The sequence below is a fragment of the Pseudomonas sp. WP18 genome, assembly GCF_036689585.1.
Lineage (GTDB): Bacteria > Pseudomonadota > Gammaproteobacteria > Pseudomonadales > Pseudomonadaceae > Aquipseudomonas > Aquipseudomonas chlororaphis_E.
This window is the reverse complement of sequence record NZ_CP144758.1, coordinates 5,671,178-5,697,294: the sequence shown is the minus strand read 5'-3', so window position 1 is coordinate 5,697,294 and position 26,117 is coordinate 5,671,178. Positions and strand designations below refer to the sequence as shown.

General features: G+C 62.3%; 21 protein-coding genes. 9 read left to right on the top strand and 12 right to left on the bottom strand.

The features are described 5' to 3' along the window. Window positions 1-133: 133 nt before the first annotated feature. From V5F23_RS25460 to V5F23_RS25410, 11 genes are all read right to left on the bottom strand, one after another. Window positions 134-1,360: a multifunctional CCA addition/repair protein gene (locus tag V5F23_RS25460; RefSeq protein ID WP_338473960.1), complete on the bottom strand. Its 1,227-nt coding sequence runs from the start codon at window positions 1,358-1,360 to the stop codon at window positions 134-136. A 64-nt stretch (window positions 1,361-1,424) separates the two neighbouring features. Then, window positions 1,425-2,990 carry a SpoVR family protein gene (locus V5F23_RS25455; RefSeq protein ID WP_042730373.1) on the bottom strand — a complete coding sequence of 522 codons (1,566 nt, stop codon included), beginning with the start codon at window positions 2,988-2,990 and terminating at the stop codon, window positions 1,425-1,427. Then, complete coding sequence (locus V5F23_RS25450) at window positions 2,987-4,258, bottom strand: YeaH/YhbH family protein (protein WP_003206179.1); 1,272 nt, start codon at window positions 4,256-4,258, stop codon at window positions 2,987-2,989. The genes V5F23_RS25455 and V5F23_RS25450 overlap by 4 nt, the downstream gene beginning before the upstream one ends. A 112-nt stretch (window positions 4,259-4,370) precedes the next feature. Next, a complete protein-coding gene (locus tag V5F23_RS25445) occupies window positions 4,371-6,293 on the bottom strand; it encodes a PrkA family serine protein kinase (RefSeq protein WP_042730372.1) in 1,923 nt (640 codons plus the stop codon). Window positions 6,294-6,593: 300 nt separating this feature from the next. Then, window positions 6,594-6,923, bottom strand: a complete 330-nt coding sequence (glpE, locus tag V5F23_RS25440; RefSeq protein ID WP_042730371.1) for a thiosulfate sulfurtransferase GlpE — start codon at window positions 6,921-6,923, stop codon at window positions 6,594-6,596. 31 nt (window positions 6,924-6,954) lie between these two features. Next, on the bottom strand, window positions 6,955-7,830 hold the full coding sequence (locus V5F23_RS25435) for a symmetrical bis(5'-nucleosyl)-tetraphosphatase (protein WP_338496928.1): 876 nt from the start codon (window positions 7,828-7,830) through the stop codon (window positions 6,955-6,957). Further along, window positions 7,830-8,210 carry a Co2+/Mg2+ efflux protein ApaG gene (gene apaG, locus V5F23_RS25430; RefSeq protein WP_042730369.1) on the bottom strand — a complete coding sequence of 127 codons (381 nt, stop codon included), beginning with the start codon at window positions 8,208-8,210 and terminating at the stop codon, window positions 7,830-7,832. Before apaG ends, V5F23_RS25435 begins: the two co-directional genes overlap by 1 nt. Before the next feature lie 113 nt (window positions 8,211-8,323). Next, window positions 8,324-9,142, bottom strand: coding sequence for a 16S rRNA (adenine(1518)-N(6)/adenine(1519)-N(6))-dimethyltransferase RsmA (gene rsmA, locus V5F23_RS25425; RefSeq protein ID WP_047735947.1), 819 nt, complete (start codon window positions 9,140-9,142; stop codon window positions 8,324-8,326). Then, window positions 9,139-10,128: a 4-hydroxythreonine-4-phosphate dehydrogenase PdxA gene (pdxA, locus tag V5F23_RS25420; protein ID WP_338496926.1), complete on the bottom strand. Its 990-nt coding sequence runs from the start codon at window positions 10,126-10,128 to the stop codon at window positions 9,139-9,141. The genes rsmA and pdxA overlap by 4 nt, the downstream gene beginning before the upstream one ends. Beyond that, entirely contained in the window at window positions 10,125-11,441 is a 1,317-nt protein-coding gene (gene surA / locus V5F23_RS25415) for a peptidylprolyl isomerase SurA (RefSeq protein ID WP_148049567.1), read from the bottom strand. The genes pdxA and surA overlap by 4 nt, the downstream gene beginning before the upstream one ends. Then, complete coding sequence (locus V5F23_RS25410) at window positions 11,422-14,220, bottom strand: LPS-assembly protein LptD (protein WP_042730366.1); 2,799 nt, start codon at window positions 14,218-14,220, stop codon at window positions 11,422-11,424. The genes surA and V5F23_RS25410 overlap by 20 nt, the downstream gene beginning before the upstream one ends. Window positions 14,221-14,350: 130 nt before the next feature. On the opposite strand from V5F23_RS25410, the gene V5F23_RS25405 reads away from it, so the two are divergent. Genes V5F23_RS25405 through V5F23_RS25395 form a run of 3 tightly spaced genes read left to right on the top strand, consistent with a single transcriptional unit; the run spans window position 14,351 to window position 16,813 of the window. Continuing rightward, window positions 14,351-15,376 (top strand): phosphotransferase, encoded by a 1,026-nt coding sequence (locus V5F23_RS25405; RefSeq protein WP_338473959.1) that lies wholly within the window; start codon window positions 14,351-14,353, stop codon window positions 15,374-15,376. Next, the gene (gene murU, locus V5F23_RS25400) at window positions 15,373-16,044 is read left to right on the top strand and encodes an N-acetylmuramate alpha-1-phosphate uridylyltransferase MurU (protein ID WP_123579678.1); all 672 of its coding nucleotides are present in this window, start codon (window positions 15,373-15,375) and stop codon (window positions 16,042-16,044) included. The genes V5F23_RS25405 and murU overlap by 4 nt, the downstream gene beginning before the upstream one ends. A 1-nt stretch (window position 16,045) precedes the next feature. Beyond that, the gene (locus V5F23_RS25395; protein WP_042730363.1) at window positions 16,046-16,813 is read left to right on the top strand and encodes a TerB family tellurite resistance protein; all 768 of its coding nucleotides are present in this window, start codon (window positions 16,046-16,048) and stop codon (window positions 16,811-16,813) included. 65 nt (window positions 16,814-16,878) lie between these two features. On the opposite strand, the gene V5F23_RS25390 is transcribed toward V5F23_RS25395, so the two are convergent. Then, window positions 16,879-17,871 (bottom strand): alpha/beta hydrolase family protein, encoded by a 993-nt coding sequence (locus tag V5F23_RS25390; RefSeq protein WP_047735950.1) that lies wholly within the window; start codon window positions 17,869-17,871, stop codon window positions 16,879-16,881. Window positions 17,872-17,945: 74 nt separating this feature from the next. Between V5F23_RS25390 and V5F23_RS25385 the strand changes: the two genes are divergently transcribed. From V5F23_RS25385 to V5F23_RS25360, 6 genes are all read left to right on the top strand, one after another. Next, window positions 17,946-20,342, top strand: coding sequence for a sensor histidine kinase (locus V5F23_RS25385; RefSeq protein WP_123579676.1), 2,397 nt, complete (start codon window positions 17,946-17,948; stop codon window positions 20,340-20,342). Window positions 20,343-20,454: 112 nt separating this feature from the next. Continuing rightward, window positions 20,455-21,084 (top strand): response regulator transcription factor, encoded by a 630-nt coding sequence (locus V5F23_RS25380; protein WP_042730721.1) that lies wholly within the window; start codon window positions 20,455-20,457, stop codon window positions 21,082-21,084. Window positions 21,085-21,431: 347 nt separating this feature from the next. After that, on the top strand, window positions 21,432-22,556 hold the full coding sequence (locus V5F23_RS25375) for an ABC transporter ATP-binding protein (RefSeq protein WP_042730718.1): 1,125 nt from the start codon (window positions 21,432-21,434) through the stop codon (window positions 22,554-22,556). 49 nt (window positions 22,557-22,605) lie between these two features. After that, on the top strand, window positions 22,606-23,649 hold the full coding sequence (locus V5F23_RS25370; protein WP_338496923.1) for an ABC transporter substrate-binding protein: 1,044 nt from the start codon (window positions 22,606-22,608) through the stop codon (window positions 23,647-23,649). Window positions 23,650-23,850: 201 nt separating this feature from the next. Continuing rightward, window positions 23,851-25,098, top strand: coding sequence for an ABC transporter permease (locus V5F23_RS25365; RefSeq protein ID WP_338496922.1), 1,248 nt, complete (start codon window positions 23,851-23,853; stop codon window positions 25,096-25,098). Between the two features lie 13 nt (window positions 25,099-25,111). Continuing rightward, window positions 25,112-25,936 (top strand): ABC transporter permease, encoded by an 825-nt coding sequence (locus V5F23_RS25360; protein WP_042730715.1) that lies wholly within the window; start codon window positions 25,112-25,114, stop codon window positions 25,934-25,936. Window positions 25,937-26,117: the final 181 nt, after the last annotated feature.

Here is a 26,117-nt window from a genome sequence, read left to right as displayed (position 1 = left end):
CGAGCAAACTCGCTCCCACAGCGATGCGTAGTGTCCACGGCGTTTGGCTTTGCCGCAGATCCTCTTGTGGGAGCGGGCTTGCTCGCGATGGCGGCGTACATCTGCTAGAGATTCAACTGATACACCACTTCCCTCAGCTCGCCGCGTCCTTGTACGCCTTCAACGCCCTGAGCCGCTCGCGCTTGATCGCCTCGCCCAGTTCCGGGCCCTTGAAGCCTTTTTCCAGCAAGGGCTGGACCGCCACCCCGCGAGCCGCCGCCGCGGCCCCTCGCAGATAGTCAGCCTGTGGATAACTGCGCTGCTCAAACCCTTTGCGTCCTCGCGCGTCCATCTCGCAGGCCGCAATGAACTCTTCAAAGCGCTGGGGCCGACGGTACACATCAAAGCTTTGCAGCAGTTCGAGCAGCGTGGATGCCTTCAACTCCAGCGCGCGATGACCGTGAGTGTGATAATGCCCCACCAATAGCGCCAGTTCCTGGCAGTCGCGCGGCACCTTGAAGCGCTCGTTGACGGCCTTGATCAGCTTCAGCCCCTTGTGTTCATGGGCGATGTGGCGGGGCCATTCGTGTTCGGGTGTCAGGCCTTTCCCCAGGTCATGGAGCAGGCAAGCCCAGCGCACGGTCAGCGGTTGGCTGTGACGGGCGGCCTGCTCCAGCACGCCCAGGGTGTGGATGCCGGTGTCGATTTCCGGGTGATGGGCTTCGGGCTGGGGGACGCCGAACAGCGCATCGACTTCGGGCATCAAGACCTTGAGGGCGGTGCAGTCGCGTAGTACCTGGATGAACACCTGTGGTTGGTCTTCCATGAGTGCCCGGGAAATTTCCTTCCAGCTGCGCTCGGGCGTCAACGCTTCGAGCTCTCCGGATTCGCTGAGCTGGCGCATTAGCCCGAGGGTCTGCTCCGCCACTTTGAAACCCAGCGGCGCGTATCGCGCGGCAAAGCGGGCGACGCGCAGGACACGGAGCGGATCTTCGGCGAATGCGGGGGAAACGTGGCGCAGTATGCGGGCTTCAAGGTCTTGCTGGCCGTGGTATGGATCGGTCAGGTTGCCGTGGTCATCCTCGGCCATGGCGTTGATCGTCAAGTCCCTGCGGATCAGGTCTTCTTCGAGGGTGACCTCGGGACTGGCATGAAACACGAAGCCGCCGTAGCCCCGACCGCTCTTGCGTTCGGTGCGGGCAAGGGCGTATTCCTCGCCCGTCTTCGGGTCGAGGAACACCGGAAAATCGGCTCCCACGGGGCGAAACCCCCTGGCGAGCATTTCGTCGGCAGTGGCCCCTACCACGACTCGGTCGACGTCAGTGATGGGAATGCCCAGCAAGCGGTCGCGCACCGCGCCGCCGACTTTGTAGATCTGCATAAAAAACCTCCGTTGGCCCGACAGGATAACCCTTTACGTCGGACTTCCGGAGGTGAAAACGGGATCAGAGATGGACGACGGCCAGGTCCAGGCGGCCGTAGTCCCCTTCGCCTTGTTCGTTGCGGGGCGGCACATGGTGGGTTTTCATCACTTGGTCGCCCTGCAGGGTTTCCAGGTGAATGTCGAAGCCCCAGAGGCGATGCAAGTGCTTGAGCACCTCGTCGGTGGAATCGCCCAACGGTTTGCGGTTGTGGGCCTGGTGTCGCAGGGTCAGGGAGCGATCGCCACGGCGGTCGATGCTGTAGATCTGCACATTGGGCTCGCGATTGCCCAGATTGTATTGCGCCGCCAGGGTTTCGCGGATGATGCGATAGCCGCTTTCGTCGTGGATGGCCGGCACCAGCAGGTCGTCCTTCTGGTCGTCATCGAGGATGCTGAACAGCTTCAGGTCGCGGATCACCTTGGGCGACAGGTACTGCAGGATGAAACTCTCATCCTTGAAGCTGCTCATGGCGAACTTGATGGTGGACAGCCAGTCCGAGCCGGCGATTTCGGGGAACCAGCGGCGATCCTCCTCGGTAGGGTCCTCGCACATGCGCCGGATGTCGCGGTACATGGCGAAACCCAAGGCGTAAGGGTTGATGCCGCTGTAGTACGGGCTGTCGAAGCCGGGCTGGAATACCACGCTGGTGTGGGACGTCAGGAACTCCATCATGAAGCCGTCGGTGACCAGGCCTTCATCGTACAGGTCGTTCATCAGCGTGTAGTGCCAGAAGGTCGCCCAGCCTTCGTTCATGACCTGGGTCTGGCGTTGTGGATAAAAATACTGGGCGATCTTGCGCACGATGCGCACGATTTCCCGCTGCCACGGCTCCAGCAGCGGCGCGTGTTTTTCAATGAAGTAGAGGATGTTCTCCTGGGGCTCTGCTGGGAACCGCGCGTTGTCTTTCTCGTTGTACTTGTCCGCGCCCTTGGGAATGGTGCGCCACAGATCGTTGATCTGCTTCTGCAAGTGCTCTTCGCGATCCTTCTGGCGCCGGCGCTCTTCTTCGGCGGAAATCGGATACGGGCGCTTGTAGCGGTCCACGCCGTAGTTCATCAGGGCGTGGCAGGAATCCAGCAAGTCTTCCACGGCATCGATGCCGTGGCGCTCCTCGCATTGCATGATGTACTGCTTGGCAAACACCAGGTAATCGATGATCGAACTGGCGTCGGTCCAGGTGCGGAACAGGTAGTTGCCCTTGAAGAAGCTGTTGTGCCCGTAGCAGGCGTGGGCGACCACCAACGCCTGCATGCAGATGGTGTTTTCTTCCATCAGGTAGGCGATGCACGGGTCCGAGTTGATCACGATTTCATAGGCCAACCCCATCTGGCCTCGGCTGTAGGACTTCTCGGTGCTGAGGAAATGCTTGCCGTAGGACCAGTGGTGATAACCCAGCGGCATGCCGACCGACGCGTAGGCGTCCATCATCTGCTCGGCGGTGATCACCTCGATTTGGTTCGGGTAGGTGTCGAGGGCATAGCGGTCCGCGATACGGCTGATTTCGCGGTCGTAGGCCTGGATCAGCTCGAACGTCCATTCGGAGCCGGTGGAGATGGGCTGGCGCTTCTGCTCTTTTTTGGCGGTCATGTCACTAACCTGCGCTGGAAGAGTTCACGGAAGACCGGGTAGATATCCCCGGCCGAGACCAGTTGCTGTTGGGCAAATGTGTCGGAAAACGCTTCGGCAATCCGTTCGTATTCATACCACAAGGCCTGGTGTTCCCGTGGTGTGATTTCCACATAGGTGTAGTACTGGACGAACGGCATGATCTGGTTGATCAGGATGTCGCGGCAGATCGGCGAATCGTCGTTCCAGTTGTCGCCGTCCGACGCCTGGGCCGCGTAGATGTTCCACTCGTTGGCCGGGTAGCGTTCGGCCATGATTTCCTGCATCAGCTTCAGGGCGCTGGAAACGATGGTGCCGCCGGTTTCCCTGGAATAGAAGAATTCTTCCTCGTCGACTTCCCGGGCGCTGGTGTGGTGGCGGATGAACACTACGTCGATCTTGTCGTAATTGCGCTTCAGGAACAGGTACAACAGGATGAAGAAACGCTTGGCGATGTCCTTGGTGGCCTGGGTCATGGAACCGGACACGTCCATCAGGCAGAACATCACCGCCTTGGAGCTGGGATTGGGCTGTTTCACCAGCAGGTTGTACTTGAGGTCGAAGGTGTCGAGGAACGGCACGCGGTGGATGCGCGCACTGAGTTTTTCGATTTCCGCTTCCAGGTCCTGGATGTCGCCGAAGTTGTCCGGCTCCTCGCGCTTCAGGCGGGCCAGCTCTTCCTTGGCTTCGCGCAGCTTGGCGCGGCTGCTGCCCGACAGTGCGATGCGCCGGGCGTGGGCGGAGCGCAGGGTGCGGATGATGTTGATGCGTGATGGGTTGCCTTCGTTGCTGATACCGGCGCGCACGGTCTTGAAGGTGTCGGTGCCGGTCAGGTTGCGCTTGACCAGGTTGGGCAGTTCCAGGTCCTCGAACATGAACTCCAGGAATTCCTCCTGGGTGATCTGGAACACGAACTCATCCATGCCTTCGCCGGAGTTCCCCGCCTTGCCGGGCCCCTTGCCACCGCCGCCGCCCTGTGGCCTGGGGATGTGCTCGCCGCTGGTGAATTCCTTGTTGCCGGGGTGCACGACGGTCTGCTTGCCACCACGGCCGTGGTGAAGCACCGGTTCATCGATGTCGCGACCGGGAATGCTGATCTGCTCGCCGTGTTCCATGTCGGTAATGGAACGCCGGCTGACCGCCTCTTCGACGGCCTTCTTGATGTGGTCACGGTAGCGCCGCAGAAACCGCTGGCGGTTCACCGTGCTCTTGTTCTTGCCATTAAGGCGTCGGTCGATCACATAGCTCATAGGCCCCTCCAGGGGAGCTTCAAGTCGTAAGCCTCAAGCTGCAAGGGACGTTCCGCCGAGCCATGGCCCAACGTCGTTCCCTCGCAGCCTGCCGCCAGAAGCTTGCCGCTGCTTACTGCGATTTGCGGACCCGCAGGTACCACTCGGAGAGCAGCCGTACCTGTTTGTCGGTGTAGCCACGTTCGACCATGCGTGTGACGAAGTCGTTGTGTTTTTGCTGGTCCTCCTTGCTGGCCTTGGCGTTGAAGCTGATGACCGGTAGCAAGTCCTCGGTGTTGGAGAACATTTTCTTCTCGATAACCACCCGCAGCTTCTCATAGCTGAGCCAGGTGGGGTTCTTGCCATTGTTGTTGGCCCGGGCGCGCAGTACGAAGTTGACGATTTCGTTGCGGAAATCCTTCGGATTGCTGATGCCGGCCGGTTTTTCGATTTTCTCCAGCTCCTCGTTCAGGGCGACGCGATTGAGGATCTCGCCGGTTTCCGGGTCGCGATATTCCTGGTCCTGGATCCAGAAGTCCGCGTACAGCACATAGCGGTCGAAGATGTTCTGGCCATACTCGCTGTAGGACTCCAGGTATGCGGTCTGGATTTCCTTGCCGATGAACTCGATGTAGCGCGGCGCCAGGTATTCCTTGAGGAAGCGCAGGTAGCGCTCGCGGGTTTCGGCCTGGAACTGTTCCTGTTCGATCTGCTGTTCCAGCACGTACAGCAGGTGGACCGGGTTGGCGGCGATCTCATGGGGATCGAAGTTGAAGACCTTGGAGAGGATCTTGAACGCGAAGCGGGTGGAGAGCCCGTTCATCCCTTCGTCGACGCCCGCATTGTCGCGGTATTCCTGGATCGACTTGGCCTTTGGATCGGTGTCCTTGAGGTTTTCACCGTCGTACACGCGCATCTTGGAGTAGATGTTGGAGTTCTCCGGTTCCTTGAGGCGCGACAGCACCGTGAACTGGGCCAGCATCTTCAAGGTGTCGGGGGCGCAATGGGCCTTGGACAGCGAGCTGTTGAACAGCAGCTTGTCGTAGATCTTCACCTCATCGGTTACTCGCAGGCAGTACGGCACCTTGACGATGTAGATCCGGTCGATGAAGGCCTCGTTGTTCTTGTTGTTGCGGAAGGTGTGCCATTCCGATTCGTTGGAGTGGGCCAGCAGGATGCCGGTAAACGGAATCGCCCCCAGGCCCTCGGTGCTGTTGTAATTGCCTTCCTGGGTGGCGGTGAGCAGCGGGTGCAGGACCTTGATGGGCGCCTTGAACATCTCGACGAATTCCATCAGGCCCTGGTTGGCCCGGCACAATGCGCCCGAGTAGCTGTAGGCGTCGGCGTCGTTCTGCGGGAATTCTTCCAGCTTGCGGATATCAACCTTGCCGACCAGCGCCGAAATGTCCTGGTTGTTTTCATCGCCCGGCTCGGTCTTGGCCACCGCGATCTGGTTAAGGATCGAGGGGTAGAGCTTGACCACCCGGAACTGGCTGATGTCACCGCCGAATTCGGCCAGGCGCTTGGTGGCCCATGGCGACATGATGGTATTGAGGTAGCGGCGTGGGATGCCGAAGTCTTCCTCGAGGATGGCGCCGTCCTCGGTGGCATTGAACAGCCCCAGGGGCGATTCGAACACCGGCGAGCCTTTGATGGCGTAGAAGGGCACCTTTTCCATCAATTGCTTGAGTTTCTCGGCCAGGGACGATTTACCGCCACCTACGGGGCCGAGCAGGTAAAGAATCTGTTTCTTCTCTTCCAGGCCTTGGGCGGCGTGGCGGAAATAGGACACGATCTGCTCGATGCATTCTTCCATCCCGTGGAAGTCTGCAAAGGCTGGATAGCGGCGAATCACCTTGTTGGAGAAGATTCGCGAGAGCCTCGAGTTGGTCGAGGTGTCCAGCAGTTCCGGTTCTCCGATTGCCAGCAACAGACGCTCCGCAGCCGATACGTAGGCGCTGCGGTCCTGCTTGCAGAGTTCGAGGTATTCCTGCAGCGAGTATTCCTCCTGCCGCGTGGACTCGAAACGTTGCTGGAAGTGGCTAAAAATACTCATGACGTCACCTCGCTCGATACGTGGAGCCGGTGTCGGATCAATCAGTCGTTGCTGGACAGCCGCTGGGAACCCAGTGGCCGTTTACCCCCCAGAATGCTTCCAGGCATGCAGGCTCCCTGAAAGCTTACTCCCGATTACCCGTGCGCCGGTGTACCGGCTCTCCCCTGTTTTGGATGGCCTGAGGCTAAGGATAGTTCGGAATGGGAAAGGTAAAGGCGCAATACGTAATTAGTTATGGCCGACCGTTCGTCCGCCACCGCTCAAGCCCGCGGATCACGCGGGCTCTGGCGACATAAAAAATTATTCGTGGGTGTCTTGTGTCGTTTCTGTCGGAAAAGTCGCACGCCACAACTCGAAACCACCGTCCAGGCTGTAGACGTCACTGAAGCCCTGGCTGACCAGATAGGCGGCTGCGCTCTGGCTGGAGTTGCCGTGGTAGCAGACCACCACGGTCGGCGCGTCGAGGTCGGCGCCGCGGATGAAGTCGGCGATGGAATGGTTGTCCAGATGCCGAGAGCCGCTGATGTGCAGCGCGGCAAAGGTGGCAGGGTCACGGACATCGACGACCACCGCGCCTTGCTCGCGCAAGGCCTGGGCCTGTTCCGGGGGGATGCGTTTGAATTCGGTCATGGGGGACTCCTGTGGCCCGATCCGGCGCTGGTCATGGGGCCGCGTCGGCTGGCTGTGATGCGATGGTCGGAAGGTGGGTTGTGGCGTGGCCCTGATCGTCGCAATCGCAACGCAGTTGTTCGCCGGTGTCGACATTCATCAGGGTCATCGCGCCGCCCCATACGCACCCTGTATCGAGCGCGTAGACGCCGGGTTCGTCGCATTGGCCTTCCAGCGCCGCCCAGTGACCGAAGATGATCTTCAGGTTCCGGGTCTTGCGCGTCTTGTGCTTGAACCAGGGCGCGTAGCCGGGAGGCGCCGTCTCGATGCCTTCCTTGCCCTTGAGGTCGAGCTTGCCTTCGGCGGTGCAGAACCGCATGCGGGTGAAGTAGTTGGTGATAACCCGCAGACGGGCCGCTCCGGTGAGATCATTGTCCCACTTGACCGGCTCGTTGCCGTACATGCCGTCGAGGTAGGGGCCGAACAGGTTGTCGTCGCGCAACGCTTGCTCGACTTCGGCGGCGCACTTGAGCGCCTTGCGCAGGGACCACTGGGGCGCAAGCCCGGCATGGACCAACGCCAGGTTGCGCTGCTCGTCATAGTGCATGAGCTTTTGCAGGCGCAGCCACTCCAGCAATTCGACGCAATCGGGCGCTGCGAGTATTTCGCCAAGGGTGTCGGATTTTTTCAGCCGCTCGATGTTCTGCCAGGCCGCCAGCAAGTGCAGGTCGTGGTTGCCGAGCACGCACACCAGCGACTGGCGGATGCTGTAGAGAAAGCGCAGTGTTTCGAGCGATTGCGGGCCGCGGTTGACCAGGTCACCCACCAGCCACAGCGTGTCTTTCTGGGGGGCGAACGCAACCCGTTCCAGCAGGCACTTGAGCGGGTCGAGGCAACCTTGCAGGTCACCCACCGCATAAGTGGCCATCAGTGCAGGGCTCCGGGCACCGCCAGGCGAAAGGGCTTGATGATGGCATCGAAGCGCTGGCCGTCTTCGGCGAGCATCTGGTAGGTGCCTTGCATGGTGCCGACGCGAGTCGTCATCACGGTGCCGCTGCTGTAGTTGTGGCTCTTTCCGGCGTCGATCAGCGGTTGCTGGCCAACCACGCCCTCGCCACGGACTTCCTCGACATGGCCGTCGCCGTCGGTGATGACCCAGTGCCGCGACAGCAGCCTGGCCGGTAGCGAGCCGTTATTGCGCACGGTGATGGTGTAGGCGAAGGCAAAACGGTTGTGCTCGGGTTGCGATTGTTCTGCCAGGAAGCGGGTGGTGACGCTGACGTCGACCTGATAACGAGGATCGGACATGCAAGAGGCCTTAAAAACGAAGCGGGACGCGGGCGTGACTGAGGGGATCAGTCTAGGCCAAGTATCGGGTAGTAGGCCAGAGCGACGTCCCACCCGATAGCGCTCATCGTCCGTTAGCTGGCATCGGCTTTGGAGGCGACCTGTTCGCTGAGCTTGTCGGCAAGGCGCACGAAAGCCGCCAGGTCCAACTGCTCGGGCCGCAGGCTGCCGTCGACACCGGCGGCTTCGATCTCGGCGCTGCTGAGCAACAGTTTCAAGGTGTTGCGCAGGGTTTTGCGGCGCTGGTTGAACGCTTCGCGCACCACCCGCTCAAGCAGGCGATGGTCCTTGGCCGGGTGCGGCAGGACTGCGTGCGGGACCAGGCGGACAATGGCCGAGTCGACTTTCGGCGGCGGGTTGAATGCCCCTGGGCCGACGTTGAACAGGTGTTCGACCCGGCAATGGTACTGGACCATGATCGACAGGCGACCCCAATCGCCACCGCCAGGCCCTGCGGCCAGGCGCTCGACCACTTCTTTCTGCAGCATGAAGTGCATGTCGCGGATCAGGCCGGCGTTGCTCAGCAGGTGGAAGATCAGCGGTGTGGAGATGTTGTATGGCAGGTTACCCACCACCCGCAGGCTGTTCGGCGCGGCGTTCAGGCTGTTGAAGTCGAACTTCAGCGCGTCGCCCTGGTGCAGGCTGAAATTGCTCTTGCCGGCGAACTGCTGGTTGAGGATCGGCACCAGGTCCTTGTCCAGTTCCACCACGTCGAGTTGCGCGCCGCTGCCCAGCAGGCCTTCGGTCAGGGCGCCCTGGCCCGGGCCGATTTCCAGCATGCGATCGTCGGGCTTGGCATTGATGGAGCGCAGGATGCGATCGATCACGCCGGCGTCGTGCAGGAAGTTCTGGCCGAAGCGCTTGCGCGCGCGGTGTTGGTATTGCTCGGTCATAAATGGGTCTCGGCCATCTGGTAGGCGGTTTCCAGCGCGACTTGCAGGCTGCCGGTGTCGATCTTGCCGCTGCCGGCCAGGTCCAGGGCGGTGCCGTGGTCCACGGAGGTGCGGATGATCGGCAAGCCCAGGGTCACGTTGACCGCAGCGCCGAAGCCTTTGTACTTCAGCACCGGCAGGCCCTGGTCGTGGTACATCGCCAGCACTGCGTCGCAGTGCTCCAGATATTTGGGGGTAAACAGAGTGTCGGCCGGCAGCGGGCCATGCAGATTCATGCCCTCGCTGCGCAGGCGTTCCAATGTGGGTTCTATGATGTCGATTTCTTCACGACCCAGGTGTCCGCCTTCGCCGGCGTGGGGGTTGAGCCCGCAGACGAGGATGCGTGGCCGGGCGATGCCGAATTTTTCCTGCAGGGCAGCGTGCAGGATGCGTGTGACCCGCTCCAGGCGTTCGGCGGTGATGGCGTCGGCGATGTCCCGCAGGGGCAGGTGAGTGGTCACCAGGGCCACGCGCAGGCCGCGGGTCGCGAGCATCATCACCACTTGCGCGGTGTGGGTCAGGTCCGCCAAAAATTCGGTATGGCCGGAAAAGGCGATGCCTGATTCGTTGATCACGCCCTTGTGCACCGGGGCCGTGATCATGCCGGCGAAATCCCCGTCCAGGCAGCCTTGGCCGGCGCGGGTCAGGGTTTGCAGGACGAAGGCGGCGTTGGCTTTTTCCAACTGGCCGGTGATGACCGGGGCACCCAGCGGCGTGTCCCAGACATACAGGCTGTTGGCGGGCGCCGGGACGTCCGGCCAGGCCTGCGGCGTCACCGGCAACAGGTCGATGACCACCCCCAGTTGCGCGGCCCGCTCAAGGAGCAGGTCGCGGCTGGTGATGGCAATCAGGGGGTGTGGCTGGGGCTGCGAGGCGAGCAGCAGGCACAGGTCGGGACCGATGCCGGCAGGCTCGCCGGGGGTCAGCGCGAAACGCTTGGGTTTCACTGCGCTGCCTGGTCTGCACCAGGGAGTTTGATCTCGACATAGGCTTCGTCGCGAATCTGACGCAGCCAGGTTTGCAGCTCTTCGTCGTATTTGCGGTTGCGCAGCACAGTCATTGCCTGCTGTTCACGGGCCTGGGTGGTGCTGTCGGTGGCGCGGCGGCCAAGGACTTCCAGAACGTGCCAGCCATAGGGGCTCTTGAACGGCTTGGACAGTTGGCCTTGCGGCGTTTCGGCCATGACCTGGCGGAACTCGGGCACCAGGGCATTCGGATCGACCCAGTTGAGGTCGCCGCCATTGAGGGCCGAACCCGGGTCTTCCGAGAAGCTCTTGGCCAGCTCGGCGAAGTCTTCGCCCGCTTCGATGCGGTCGTAGAGTTTTTCCGCCAGACGCTTGGTCTCGGCTTCGCTGCGAATCTCGCTTGGCTTGATCAGGATGTGGCGGACATGCACTTCGTCACGAACCTGGGTGCCGCCACCGCGTTTTTCCAACACCTTGAGGATGATGAAACCGCCGGGCGTACGTGCTGGCTGGGTGATATCGCCGACGGCCATGGCACTCAGCTCACGGTCGAACGGTGGTGGCAGTTGAGCAGGCTTGCGCCAGCCCATGTCGCCGCCTTCCAGGGCGTTTTCGCTGCCGGAGCGGGCGACGGCCATCTGGCCGAAGTCAGCGCCTTGCTTGAGTTGCTGGTAAACGTCCATGGCCTGGCGGTAAGCACTCTGAATGGCTTCGGAGTTGGCGCTTTCCGGGGTCGGGATCAGGATGTTGGCCAGGTGCAGTTCTTCGGAAAGCTGCATCTTGCCCAGGTCGGAGGCGAGGAAGTTCTTCACTTCCTGCTCGGACACCTGGATGCGCTCGGCCACGCGGCGCTGGCGCACGCGGCTGATGATCATCTCGCGACGGATCTGGTCGCGGGCGTCCTCGTAGGAGAGACCGTCACGGGCCAGGGCGGCGCGGAATTGCTCCAGGCTCATGTTGTTGCGCTGGGCAATGGTGCCGACGGCCTGGTTCAGCTCTTCATCGGTGATGCGGATGCCGGAGCGTTCGCCGATCTGCAGTTGCAGGTTCTCGACGATCAGGCGTTCCAGCACTTGTTGGTCCAACACGCCCGGAGGCGGCAGGCCGCCACCGCGCTTGGCGATGGTTTGCTGTACTTCATGGACGCGTTGGTCCAGTTGGCTCTGCATGACCACGTCGTTGTCGACGATGGCCACCACTTTGTCGATGGATTGAACCGCGGCGTTGGCCGCGGTACCCAGGAACAGTGCGCCCAGCATCAGCGGGCGCAGACAATCAGAAAGCTTGGTCTTCACGTTCACGATAACCTTGGATGCCTTTGTCGAGGAAGCTCTCTACCTTGGCGCCGGTGAGGCCGCCGAGTCCCTTCAGAACAATTTGGAGGAAGACGCCGTGGTCGCCTTTTTCGTTTTCAGGGGCAGCTTGACTGAATTCTTCATAGTCGACCCAGTAACGGTTGATCAGGCGCAGTTTCCAGCAGCAGTTGTCGTATTCGAAACCACCAAAGGCTTCCAGGGTACGATTGCGGTTGTAGTCATACTGCCAACGGCTGATCGCGTTCCACTGCGGCACGATCGGCCAGATGACCGAGAAGTCGTGCTGCTTGATCTTGTAGTAGTCCTTCACGTAGCCAGGCTGGCCCGGCGTGCCGTAGTCGCCGCCGCCCACGGACCACTGACCGGTGTTCTGGTCGTAGCGGATCTGGTCGTTACGATAACGGTAACCGGCGTTGATGACCTTGTTCGGGTTGTCTTCCGGCTGGTAGTGGAACATCGCACTGCCCGAGCGAGGGCTGTGGGTGTCCGGGTCCCAGTTGTAGTCGGCCGTGGTGCGCCAGTCGCGGTTCCAGCGGTATTCGTATTCCAGGGCGTAAGGCGAAACGCTGGAATGAGCATCTTCACGCGTCCTGAAGTCGATGCCCGGCAGCTGGACCTCGCGATCCTTGAAGTAGAAGGCCTGGCCGACGCTGATGCGTTGACGCTCGAAGCCGTCTTCCTGGATCCAGCGGTTGGTCACGCCCAGGGACAACTTGTTCTCGTCGCCGACACGGTCGGAGCCGGTGAAGCGGTTGTCCCGGAACAGCGACGAGTAGTTGAAGGTGCTTTCGCTGGTGTCGAAGACTGGAATGTCGCTTTGATCCTTCTCCGGCACATAGAGGTAGAACAGACGCGGTTCCAGGGTCTGGCGGTAGTTCTTGCCGAACCACTGGGTATCGCGGTCGAAGTACAGGCCGCTGTCGATGCTGGCGATTGGCACGGCACGGCTTTGGTTGCGGCTATAGGTGCCGTTCAGACGGTCGCCTTCGGCAGTTTGCGCGGCGATATCCGCTTTGCCGCGATTGTCCAGGTCCAGGTCATACTGGGTGTATTGGTACTTGAGCGATGGCTTGATGTACCCGTAGCTTGCGTTCATTGGCAGGCTGATGACAGGGGCCAGGTTCATCCGATCGCCGTTGGCGCGGGCCAATCCTCGGACGTTTGTGTCCAGGAATGGATCGGTGGTGCCGTCCTCGTTCGTGTAGTCCCCAGTCCGCAAGTCACGATCAAAGCGCACGAATTCCGTGTTGTAAGCGAAATCCAAGCCGCCCGGATGCTGCGGCAGTGCACCATTGAAGGTGATCTGCGGCAGGCGATCGTACGGTGTGATGTTCGAGATCGTGGCCATCTGATAGGCCTGGACATTCAAACGTGCCGTATACGTGTCACCCCGGTAGCTGACAGCGCCCTGCTGGTTCACGTAGTCCCGGGACTCGACACCGATCTGGTCGCTCTGCAAATCCTGGAAGTAGTAGGGGTCGCTGAGTTTGGTGTAGTCGACTTCAGTCGCTATGCGCGAATCCAGACCACCCTTGTGCTGCCAGTTGTACATGTAGCGGGTCTTGCTGTAGTCGGTCTGCTTGCTGCGATCGTCGTCTTCGTCGTTGAGGTAGGCGGCACCGAACTGACCTTCGCTGGACTTGGTCAGGTAGCGGAATTCGCCTTCCATCAACAGGCCGCGCTTGCTCATGTAGCGCGGGTACAACGTGGCGTCGTAGTTCGGCGCCAGGTTGAAGTAGTACGGGGTGACCAGCAGGAAGCCGGTGTCGCTGCCGCTGCCGATGGTCGGCGGCAGGAAGCCGGACTGGCGACGGTCGTCGATCGGGAAGTAGATGTACGGCGTGTACAGGACCGGGAAGTCCTTGACCCGCAGGGTCACGTTGGTCGCGGTACCGAAGCCGGTGGCCGGGTTCAGGGTGATGTTGTTGCCCTTGAGCGTCCAGGCGTTGCTGTTCGGTTCACATGTGGTGTACGTGCCGTCCTTAAGGCGGATGATCGCGTTCTCGGCGCGCTTGGCGTACAGGGCGTTACCGCGGATGCGTGACTTGTGCATCACGTATTCGGCGTTGTCGACCTTGGCTTCGCCGGTGTCCAACTGCACATCGGCGTGGTCGCCGACGATCAGTGCACCGTTGTCGCGAACACGCACATTGCCGCTCAGCTCGCCACGGTTCTCGGCCTGGTACAGGCTGGCCTCGTCGGCCTCGACCTGCATGCTGCCCTGGCGCATGACCACGTCACCGGCCAGGGTCGCCACTTGCTGTTCCTGCTCATAGCGGGAGGCCTTGGCGCCGAGGAAGGTCGGGGCGTCGCTCTTGGCGGTCTTGTCGTTCATGCCAGGGCGAGACGGTTCGATATAGGCGCCGGAGCAATAAGGGCCGGTTTCAGCCAATTGCGCCGGGGTGAGGTTCTCCCGTGGAACCCAATCCAGATGGCTGTAGTCTTCACTGCGCGACTTCAGGCCGCGGCCCTTGGCTTCAGTGACAAGCATCGGTTTCTCACCGGCCTGTTCGACCGAGCCGCTTTCGGCCGGCGCATCGCTGCTGGAAGAAACGGCGCTGCCGTCATGCACGGGACGCGGCGGTAAGGCCGCGGCCGGTGTCTTCGGTGCACAGTCCCAGGCACCCGAAGCGGAGACGGAGCAGTCATACTGCTGCGCCGCGACGACGAATGAAGAGGCCAGGGGTTGCAGGGCCAGCAGACTGCCGGTGACCAGCAACGGAAATTTTTTACGAAACGCGGGGGATTTCAATGCCATCTTATTAGTCCGGGCTTCCTGCGTGCCATCTGCCCGCGGTGTGGGCCGCACGCCTCTCGATGGTCTGAAAAAGATGCTGGATAATAAAGCATGACCCGCTTGACGGCTAGCGCCGTCGGAGACCCTTGCAATGCCCGACCAAGATGTACGCCTGCAACACCTTAAAGTGTGGCTCGATGAACAACTGCCGATCCTTTTTGCCCGCGAGGGCTGGGGCGCCGTACCCCCGGCCACATTGACCGCGGCCAGCAGCGACGCGAGTTTCCGGCGTTATTTCCGCTGGGAAGGCGAGGGCCGCAGCCTGATCGTGATGGACGCGCCACCGCCCCAGGAAAACTGCAAACCGTTCGTGGATATCGCGTTTTTGCTGGCGAAATCCGGCATCAACGTGCCAAAAATTTATGCCGAAGACCTCGAACGTGGCTTTCTTTTGCTCAATGACCTGGGCAATCAGACCTACCTGGATGTGATCAACGGCGAAAATGCCGACGATTTATTCCGCGATGCCCTGCAGGCTTTGTTGGCTTTCCAGCAACTGCCCATGGTGGCGCCCCTGCCGAGCTACGACGTCGCCTTGCTGCGTCGCGAGCTGGAGCTGTTCCCCGAGTGGTACGTCAAGCGTGAGCTGGGCATCGAGTTCGATGGCGCCCAGCAGCAGCTCTGGCAGCAAGCCAGCGACCTGCTGATCGACAGCGCACTGGCCCAGCCAAAGGTGCTGGTGCATCGCGACTACATGCCACGCAACCTGATGCTCAGTACGCCGAATCCCGGTGTGCTGGACTTCCAGGATGCGGTCTACGGCCCCGTCACCTACGACGTGACCTGCCTGTTCAAGGATGCCTTCCTCAGTTGGCCCGAGGCACGCGTGCGCGGTTGGCTGCAGGACTACTGGCAGCAGGCCGGTGCCCTGGGCATCCCGGTTCAGCCGCAGCTCGAGGATTTCCTGCGGGCCAGCGACCTGATGGGCGTGCAGCGTCATCTCAAGGTGATCGGGATCTTCGCGCGCATCTGCCACCGTGACGGCAAGCCCCGTTACCTGGGCGATGTGCCGCGCTTCTTCGCTTATATAGAAGCCGTCGTTGCCCGGCGTCCCGAGCTGGCTCCCCTGGCCGAGTTGCTCGGCAGCCTGCGTCCATCGGCTGGAGCCACGGCATGAAGGCGATGATCCTGGCGGCGGGCAAGGGCGAGCGCATGCGCCCCCTGACGCTCACCACCCCCAAGCCGCTGATTCGCGCGGGCGGCGTGCCCTTGATCGAATACCACCTGCGGGCCCTGGCGAAGGCCGGGTTCACCGACATCGTGATCAATCACGCCTGGCTCGGCCAGCAGATCGAGGATCACCTGGGAGACGGTGCTCGCTTTGGCCTGAGCATCCGTTACTCGCCTGAAGGTGAACCGCTGGAGACCGGCGGCGGTATCTTGCGTGCGATGCCGTTGTTGGGCGAGGACGCGTTTGTGGTGGTCAATGGTGATGTCTGGACCGACTACGATTTCAGCGCCTTGCGCAAGCCGCTCGAAGGGCTGGCGCACCTGGTGCTGGTGGACAACCCGGCGCATCACCCGGAAGGCGATTTCATTCTGATCGATGGAAAGGTTCAGGATGAGGGCGCCGCTGCCGACAAACTGACCTACAGCGGCATCGCGGTCCTGCATCCGGCACTGTTCGACGGTTGCACGGCGGGCGCATTCAGGCTGGCACCCCTGCTGCGCAAGGCCATGGCCGAGGGGCGCGTCAGTGGGGAGCGCCTGCAAGGGCATTGGGTCGATGTCGGTACTCACGAACGTTTGGCGCAGGTCGAAACCTTGATAGAAGCGAGCGGTTGATATGTGGTGGCCAGGGACTCTGATTGGAGCCGGGGCGGGCTTTGCCATAGCCAGCATTCCGGGGGCCATGCTCGGCGCGTTGCTGGGGCAGGCGCTGGACCGGCGCCTGAACCTGCACGACTGGGCGCAGGTGCGCGAGCGGTTGGGCGGACGTCCGGCGCTGCGCAACGATGAGCTGTTGTTTGTCTTGCTGGGCCGGTTGGCCAAAAGCGATGGACGCGTGGTCGATGGCCATATCCAGCAGGCTCGCCAGGAGATGCGCTCGCTGGATTTGAGTGAGCCGGCGCAGCGCCGGGCCATCGCGGCATTCAACCGTGGCAAGTCGCAAAACGTCCCGTTGCGCGGCTACCTGCGGCGCCTGGCTGTCCAGCCTCATGCGGCCGAGGGTGTGTTGCGCGCGTGCTGGCGGATGGTCTGGGCGGACGGTCGCGCGGGTGAAAGCGAGCGTGAACTGATTGACCGTTGGGGCAAGTGGCTAGGTTGGACGCCGCAGCAGGTCAAGGCGCTGGCGGCGGATTACGAGCCGCAGAAACTGTCGCTGCCCACAAGCGGCGTGACGTATCAGGAGGCGCTGCGCCTGCTGGGGGTTTCGGCCACCAGCGAACCGTCGCAGATCAAACGGGCCTACCGACGCCTGCTCAGTCGCCACCACCCGGACAAGATCGCCGGCAGCGGGGCCACGCCGTTGCAGGTGCGTGAAGCGACCGAGAAGACCCGGGAGCTGCACAACGCTTATCGGCTGATCCGAGAACGACGGGATTTTCGCTAGTTCCGCAGGATCGGTGACGGCCCCATGACGAGGGCGCTCGCTCCCTCGTCATGGACTAAAGGCTTCTATTGCCCCGCATTTTGCGGATTCAACCAACCGCGTACCCGACGAAACAGCTGCTCCTGGTCTGCCGAGAAATTGGGCAGCGCCTTGAGGGCCACCTGGCTGAAGGTCGAGTCTTTCAAGCGCTTGCTCGCCTGCAGACGCTCCAGCGCCGCGTTGCGGTCCAGCGGCTTATCCATGTAGAAGAGGTCGGCGGTCGCCAGTTTCAAGGTCGGTGTCAGTTCGGCCAGGCCAGGCTTGGCGGCGACTGGCGCCTGGGCGGCCACCATCACGAAGCGCTCGACTTGCGGCGGCTGCCGTTCATTCAGGTAACGCGCCGCCCAATAGGCCCCCGTGCCATGGCCCAGCAGCACGATGTGGCGTGCACTCTGCTGTTCGGCGAAGGCCAGGGCGGCATCGATGCGGGCGAAGATACGCTCGGCATCGGCCTTGGCGTGCTCTTCACCGGTTTCGGCGACGGCCGGATCCGCCGCGTCGGCTTCGCCCCCGGCCACTTGTTCGATCGGTGCCGCCGTGGTGGCATCCGGTGCTGCGGCGGCGGTATCCGCCGGTTTGATGTCCGGGGGCGTTTGCACCACGCGTGGAGCGATCACGTCGCTTTGCAGGTCGGGCAGGGTGATACTCAGGCTGCTCCAGGCTACATCGGGCAGTTTCTTGCGCAACGGGCCGATGACTTGCGGCCAGTCAGCCGTTTCTCCAGCGCCGGGGACCAAGATGACCGCGCCCTTCGGGTCGCTGCTGTTGGCCGGTTTCCAGAGGGCCAGGAAGGTGTCGCTGCCGGCTTGCAGTTGCTGCTGTTCCTGGGACGGTACCTTTCGTTCCAGGGCGCTGGCTTCTTCCTGACTACGCTCGAGCAGGGGTTGGCGCTCGGCGGGCTTCTCGGCCGGTTGCTCCGCAGCGGCGGGGGCCGGTTCGCTGGCCTGTGCAGAAAAGGACCCCGGCAGGATCAGCGACAGGCACAATGCTGGCAAGGCCAGGCGGTAAACAGAGGGCATCGGATATTCCATGACCAGAAGTAGTTCCGGCAGCCTAATGGGTTGGTCAGTATTTGTCAGTGCATGAGACTTCGATGATGCGTTTTTGCTGCCTGTGGGTTATCGGCTGTTTATGGCTTCCCTTGATGGCGTGGGCCGCGCCCGCGCCGCCCACGCACGGGGTCGCGCTCAACGCGCAGCAGCGCCAATGGCTGGCGCAACATCCGCAACTGCGGGTCGGCCTGGTGTTGCAGGCGCCCTATGCGCAATACGACCGGCGCCTGCAACGCTTGTCCGGCACCAACGTCGAGCTGATGCAGTGGCTGGGCAAGGCGTTGAACGTGGAACTCACCTGGCGCAACTTCCAGGACACCGCACAGCTGGAGGCGGCGCTGCGCGACGGCGAGGTGGATGTCGCGCCTGGCCTCACCCAGTCCCCGAGCGGGCTTCGGCTCTGGCAGTTTTCCGATCCTTACATGCGTGTGCCGCAACTGATCGTCGGTGAACAGAAAGGCGCCGAGGGCGTGGAGCTGGAAAAGCTCGACGCTCAGGTTCGCGTGGCGGTGCGCATGCCCAGTGCCACCGCGGATTACTTGCGCAGCACCTACCCGATGTTGAATCTTCAAGGCGTGCCGGTGGAGCGCGAGGCCCTGCAATTGTTGCTCAGCCAACAGGCCCGCTACGCCGTGGTCGACGAGGCGCAGTTGGGCCGGCTGATGGTGGAGCCGGAATTCGCCGGGTTGGTGGTGGTCGGCGACATCGGCTTGCCGCAGTTGCTGCGCGTGGCCACGCGCCGGGACTGGCCGGAACTGGCCGAGATCATCGACAGCGGCTTGCAGGCGATTCCGGCCAAGGAGCTGGAGCAACTGCACAGTCGCTGGCTCAAACCCAAGTACCCGCGCCTGACCGAGACGCCGGGCTTCTGGCAGAACCTCACCCTGCTGATGCTGGCCTTGTCATTGAGCTGCATCGCCATCGTCTTCTGGCAGCGCCGCCAGCAACGGGCGTTGGAGCGGCGACTGCGGGCCGCGCGCGAGGACATCGCCCAGAGAGCGGCCAGCGAGGAGGCCTTGCGCCTGACGCAGTTTTCCATTGACCAGAGCACGGTCGGCATCCTCTGGGTCAATTGGGACAGCCACGTGCGCTATGCCAACCGCGCCGCCGAAACCATGCTCGGCTATGCCCCCGGCGCCATCATCGACCGCCCCTTGATCGACTTCGAGCCGGGCCTGCACATGGATCGCTGGCTGAACCTGTGGAAGCGCGCCCGTGCCAGCGAGGACGGGCCGCAGAGTTTCGAGACCGAATGCGTGCGCGCCGACGGCAGTATCCTGCCGGCCGACGTGTCGTTGAGCTTTTTGCGCTTTCGCGACGCCGAATACCTGGTGGTCTACCTCAACGACGTGACCGAGCGTCGACGCGCGCTGGCGGCCTTGCGTGAAAGCGAGGCGCGCTTGCAAGGCATCGCCGCCAATGTACCGGGCCTGGTGTTTCGCCTGGAACGGGCGCCGGGCAGCGGCCAGATCGATTTTGCCTACATCAGCGAGGGCAGCGAGAGCCTGGTGGGGTATTCCCCCGCGACCCTTGCCCGCAGTGACACCGGGCTGCGCAGCCTGGTGCATCCGCAGGACAAGGCCAGTTACCACCGCACCCAGGACCAGGCGCTGGACAGCGACAGCGACTGGTCGTGGCAGGGCCGCATCCTGACCCGCGAAGGCCAGGAGCGCTGGGCCGAGATCAAGGCGATCACCCGGCGGCTGGAAGATGGCGCCTACGTCTGGGACGGCATTGTCTGGGACATCACCGACAGCAAACGCATCGAGTTGGAGCTGGCCAGCTCCCGGGAGCAGTTGCGCGAGTTGTCGGCGCACCTGGAAAGCGTGCGGGAAGAGGAAAAGGCCCGCATCGCCCGGGAAGTCCATGACGAGTTAGGCCAGATGTTGACGGTGTTGAAGCTGGAAACTTCCATGTGTGAACTGGCCTACGCGCAACTGGACCCAGGCCTTCAGGAACGACTCAACAGCATGAAGCGCCTGATCGCCCAGTTGTTCCAGCTGGTGCGGGACGTGGCGACGGCGTTGCGTCCGCCGATCCTCGACGCGGGCATCGCCTCGGCCATCGAATGGCAGGCCCGGCGCTTCGAGGCCCGTACGCAGATTCCGTGCCTGGTGCAGGTGCCGGACAATCTGCCGCCCCTGAGCGATGCCAAGGCCATTGGCCTGTTCCGGATTCTCCAGGAGGCGCTGACCAACGTGATGCGCCATGCCCAGGCGCATACCGTGGAACTGACGCTGGTGCGCGAGGGCGATGAATTGTGTCTGACCGTCAGCGACGACGGTGTAGGATTCATCGCAGCGGCAGGTCGGCCGACATCCTTTGGCCTGGTCGGCATGCGTGAACGGGTGCTGATCATGGGCGGGCGGTTGTCCCTGGAAAGCCACCCGGGGGAGGGGACTACACTGGCGGTATGGGTGCCGTTGGAGGAAAGCTGAAAGACTTGGGTGACTGGGCTGGTGCCTTCGCGAGCGGACTCGCTCCCACCGGGGCGTCTCGATCAAGGCGGGGGCAAGCCGGCTCGCGAAAGATTCTGAACAGGAGAAAAACGTGATCCGTGTACTGGTAGCCGAAGACCACACCATCGTCCGTGAAGGCATCAAGCAGTTGATCGGCCTGGCGAAGGACCTGGTGGTGGTGGGTGAGGCGAGCAATGGCGAGCAACTGCTCGATATCCTGCGCCAGGTGCCTTGCGAGGTCGTGCTGCTGGATATTTCCATGCCGGGCGTCAATGGCCTGGAGGCGATCCCGCGGATCCGTGCGCTGAACAATCCACCCGCGATCCTGATGCTGTCGATGCACGACGAGGCGCAAATGGCCGCTCGCGCCCTGAAAGTCGGCGCCGCGGGCTACGCGACCAAGGACAGCGACCCGGCCTTGCTGCTCATGGCGATTCGCAAGGTGGCGGCCGGCGGCCGCTACATAGACCCGGAACTGGCGGACCGGATGGTTTTCGAAGTCGGCCTGACCGACACGCGCCCGTTGCACTCACTGCTGTCGGAGCGCGAATTTTCTGTGTTCGAGCGCCTGGCCCAAGGCGCAAACGTCAATGACATCGCCCAACAACTGGCCCTGAGCAGCAAGACCATCAGCACCCACAAGGCGCGGCTGATGCAGAAACTCAACATCACTTCCCTGGCCGAGCTGGTGAAGTACGCCATGGAACACAAACTCCTCTAATCTTCACCAGATTCCCCTGTGGGAGCGAGCTTGCTCGCGAAAGCGTCAGCCTGCTCGACACGGCTATCGACTGATGCACCGCCTTCGCGAGCAAGCCCGCTCCCACAGGGGTAATGCGTTGGCATATCCATTTGCGACACGCTCCAGCACGGCTGCTCGCCCTTGCTTGCCGCCTGCCGCTCGAAGCTCGTGGCTGCATTTATCCAATCCCGCCATCCGTGTAGGGCAATCCCTACCCCCGCACTTCCATCCGTCTGAGGTGATTCTCTCCTGCGCCCCGATTTGCGCGGGGGCGAGGCTCCACTAGGCTTGATTCACAAGCAGTCATCAATACAAAAGGTGCGGGTATGAGCCAGGTCGATTCAAGCGCGGGGGCCAGCGATGTGCTGGTCAGCTTTCGTGGTGTGCAAAAGAGCTACGATGGCGAGAACCTGATCGTCAAGGACCTCAACCTGGACATTCGCAAAGGCGAATTCCTCACCCTGCTCGGGCCGTCCGGCTCGGGCAAGACCACCAGCCTGATGATGCTCGCCGGATTTGAAACCCCGACGGCCGGTGAAATCCAACTGGCCGGACGCGCCATCAACCATGTGCCGCCGCACAAGCGCGACATCGGCATGGTGTTCCAGAACTACGCGCTGTTCCCCCACATGACCGTCGCCGAGAACCTCGCGTTCCCGCTGACCGTGCGTGGCCTGAACAAGAGCGACGTGAGCGACCGGGTCAAGCGCGTGCTGAGCATGGTCCAGCTGGACAGCTTCGCCCAACGCTACCCGGCGCAGCTGTCCGGCGGTCAGCAGCAGCGTGTGGCGTTGGCCCGGGCCCTGGTGTTCGAGCCGCAACTGGTGCTGATGGACGAACCCCTCGGGGCGCTGGACAAGCAACTGCGCGAACACATGCAGATGGAAATCAAGCACCTGCACCAGCGCCTTGGCGTGACCGTGGTCTACGTGACCCACGACCAGGGCGAAGCCTTGACCATGTCCGACCGCGTGGCGGTGTTCCACCAGGGCGAGATCCAGCAGATCGCGCCACCGCGCACGCTTTATGAAGAGCCGAAAAACACCTTCGTTGCCAACTTCATCGGCGAGAACAATCGCCTCAGCGGCCGCCTGCACAGCCAGACCGGCGATCGCTGCCTGGTGGAGTTGGGGCGTGGCGAGAAGGTCGAGGCGCTGGCGGTCAACGTCGGCCAGCCCGGCGAGCCGGTGACCCTGTCGATCCGCCCGGAGCGGGTGAGCCTCAACGGCGCAAGCGAACAATGTGTCAACCGCTTCTCAGGGAGGGTGGCGGAATTCATCTATCTGGGCGACCACGTCCGGGTTCGCCTGGAAGTCTGCGGCAAGAACGACTTCTTCGTGAAACAGCCGATTGCCGAGCTCGATCCCGGGCTCGCCGTCGGGGACGTGGTTCCGCTTGGCTGGCAAGTCGAGCATGTGCGTGCGCTCGATCCCCTTCTAGAGGCGAATTGATCGCCCCCTGCTGTACCAACACCAACCCTGCACGTGGAGAGAACAATAAATGTTGAGATCCCTGAAGTTCACAGCCCTGACCCTGGGCATGATGGGTGCGGCAAGCGCGATGGCGGCGGGCCCGGACCTGACCGTGGTGTCTTTTGGCGGGGCGAACAAGGCGGCGCAGGTCAAGGCCTTCTACGCACCTTGGGAAGCGGCCGGCAACGGCAAGATCGTGGCGGGCGAGTACAACGGCGAAATGGCCAAGGTCAAGGCCATGGTCGACACCAAGAGCGTTTCCTGGGACCTGGTGGAAGTCGAGTCCCCGGAATTGTCCCGCGGTTGCGACGAGGACATGTTCGAGCAACTGGACCCGGCCCTGTTCGGCAAGACCGAAGACTACGTCAAGGGCGCCATCCAGCCGTGCGGCGTCGGCTTCTTCGTGTGGTCGACCGTCCTGGCCTACAACGCCGACAAACTGAAGACCGCGCCGACCAGTTGGGCCAACTTCTGGGACACCAAGCAATTCCCGGGCAAGCGTGGCCTGCGCAAGGGCGCCAAGTACACCCTGGAATTCGCCTTGATGGCCGATGGCGTCGCGCCCAAGGACGTGTACAAGGTGCTGGCCGGCAAGGATGGCCAGGACCGTGCGTTCAAGAAGCTCGACGAACTCAAGCCGAACATCCAGTGGTGGGAAGCGGGCGCCCAGCCGCCGCAGTACCTGGCCTCCGGTGACGTGGTCATGAGCTCGGCCTACAACGGCCGGATCGCCGCGGTACAGAAGGAAAGCAACCTGAAAGTGGTGTGGAACGGCGGCATCTACGACTTCGACGCCTGGGCCATCCCGCGCGGCCTGGACAAAACCCGCGCCGAAGCGGCGAAGAAGTTCATCGCCTTCTCGGTGGCACCGCAACAGCAGAAGACCTACTCGGAAAACATCGCCTACGGCCCTGCCAACACCCAGGCCGTACCGTTGCTGGCCAAGGATGTCCTGAAGGACATGCCGACCACCCCGGAAAACATCGCCAACCAGGTGCAGATCGACGTCAGCTTCTGGGCTGACAACGGCGAGCAACTGGAGCAGCGCTTCAACTCCTGGGCGGCGAAGTAACCCGACAGTCTGAAGCTGGATGAAATCCATGTGGGAGCGAGCTTGCTCGCGATAGCGGTTTGTCAGACACATCAATGTTGAATGTGCCGTAGCCATCGCGAGCAAGCTCGCTCCCACAGGTTCTTGCTCCAATCGGGTGTTTCAAAAGAACAGGGGCGCTCCCCCGCCCCTGTAACGATAAAAAGATTTGCGGAGTTCGCCATGGCCATCGCCGTTCCACTGAACGCGGGCACCAGCCCCAACCTGAAGCAGCGGCTCAAGCGCGCCGAGCGGGTCAACCGCTGGAAGGCCCAGGCCTTGATCGCGCCGCTGGTGCTGTTTCTGCTACTGGTGTTCCTCGTGCCCATCGTGGCGCTGTTGTTCAAAAGCGTCAGCAACCCCGAAGTGGTCGGCGCCATGCCGCGCACCGTGGCTGTGATCTCAACGTGGGACGGACGGGGGTTGCCGGGCGAACCGGTCTACAAGGCCGCCAGTGAAGACCTGGCCGAGGCCCGCAAGAACCAGACCCTGGGCGATCTGTCCAAGCGTCTGAACATGGAGTCGGCCGGCTACCGCAGCCTGTTGACCAAGACGGCCCGCGCGTTGCCGTTTGCCACCGAGCCGGCCTCTTATAAAGAAGCCCTGGAAAACCTCGACGAGCGTTGGGGCGACCCGGCCTACTGGCAGGTGATCCGCCGCAATACCAGTAACGTCACTCCTTATTACCTGCTGGCGGCTGTCGATCACCGTATCGACGACCTCGGCGAACTGGCCCCGGCCACCCCCGACCAGGCGATCTACCTGGACATCTTCGCCCGTACCTTCTGGATGGGCCTGATCATCACCGCGATCTGCCTGGTGCTGGCCTACCCGTTGGCCTACCTGCTGGCGAACCTGCCGTCGCGCCAGAGCAACCTGCTGATGATCCTGGTGCTGCTGCCGTTCTGGACATCGATCCTGGTACGGGTGGCAGCGTGGATCGTGCTGTTGCAATCGGGTGGCTTGATCAACAGCGCCCTGATGGCCATGGGCGTGATCGACAAGCCGCTGGAGCTGGTGTTCAACCGCACGGGTGTCTACATCTCGATGGTCCACATCCTGCTGCCGTTCATGATCCTGCCGATCTACAGCGTGATGAAAGGCATCTCGCCCACCTACATGCGTGCGGCCATTTCCCTGGGCTGCCATCCATTCGCCAGTTTCTGGCGGGTGTACTTCTCGCAGACCTATGCCGGCGTCGGCGCCGGTTGCCTGTTGGTGTTCATCCTCGCCATCGGCTACTACATCACCCCGGCATTGCTGGGCAGCCCGAACGACCAGATGGTCAGCTACTTCGTCGCCTTCTACACCAATACCAGCATCAACTGGGGCATGGCCACGGCACTCGGCGGGCTGCTGTTGCTGGCGACCATCGTGCTTTATCTGATTTACAGCTGGCTGGTGGGCGCCAGTCGCCTGCGCCTGAGCTAAGGGGAGATTGAAAATGGTGAGTCCTTACATGTCCCCCGTGGAACGGGTGTGGTTCTACTGCTTGCGCACGCTCTGCGGGCTGATCCTGTTGTTCCTGATCCTGCCGGTGCTGGTGATCGTTCCGCTGTCGTTCAACTCCGGCAGCTTCCTGGTGTACCCGCTGCAGGGCTTTTCGCTGCAGTGGTACCACGACTTCTTCGCCTCCGCTGAATGGATGCGCGCGCTGAAGAACAGCATCATCGTCGCCCCGGCGGCGACGTTGCTGGCGATGGTCTTCGGTACGCTGGCGGCCATCGGCCTGACCCGCGGCGACTTTCCGGGCAAGGCGCTGGTGATGGCCCTGGTGATTTCGCCCATGGTGGTGCCGGTGGTGATCATCGGGGTCGCCAGCTACCTGTTTTTCGCGCCGCTGGGGATGGGCAACAGCTTCATCTCGCTGATTGTGGTGCACGCGGTGCTGGGCGTACCGTTCGTCATCATCACCGTGTCGGCGACCTTGCAGGGGTTCAACCACAACCTGGTGCGGGCGGCCGCCAGCCTCGGCGCTTCGCCGCTGACTGCATTTCGTCGGGTGACCTTGCCGTTGATCGCCCCGGGCGTCATCTCCGGGGCGCTGTTCGCCTTCGCGACGTCGTTCGATGAAGTGGTGGTGACCCTGTTCCTCGCCGGACCCGAACAGGCCACGCTGCCTCGGCAGATGTTCAGCGGCATCCGTGAAAACCTCAGCCCGACCATCGCTGCGGCGGCGACGCTGTTGATCGCGTTCTCGGTGATCCTGCTGCTGACGCTGGAGTGGCTGCGCGGGCGCAGCGAGAAGTTGCGCACGGCCCAGGCCTGAAGGCTGCGTTGTCCAAATGTGGGAGCGAGCTTGCTCGCGATAGCGGTAGAGCATTCAACATTGATGCTGAATGTCAGTGCGCTATCGCGAGCAAGCTCGCTCCCACAGGGTTTCTCATTGCATTCATCAGCTGAATGGCAGAACAACCCCCGATACCGAGCTATCCTTGTGCCAGCCCATA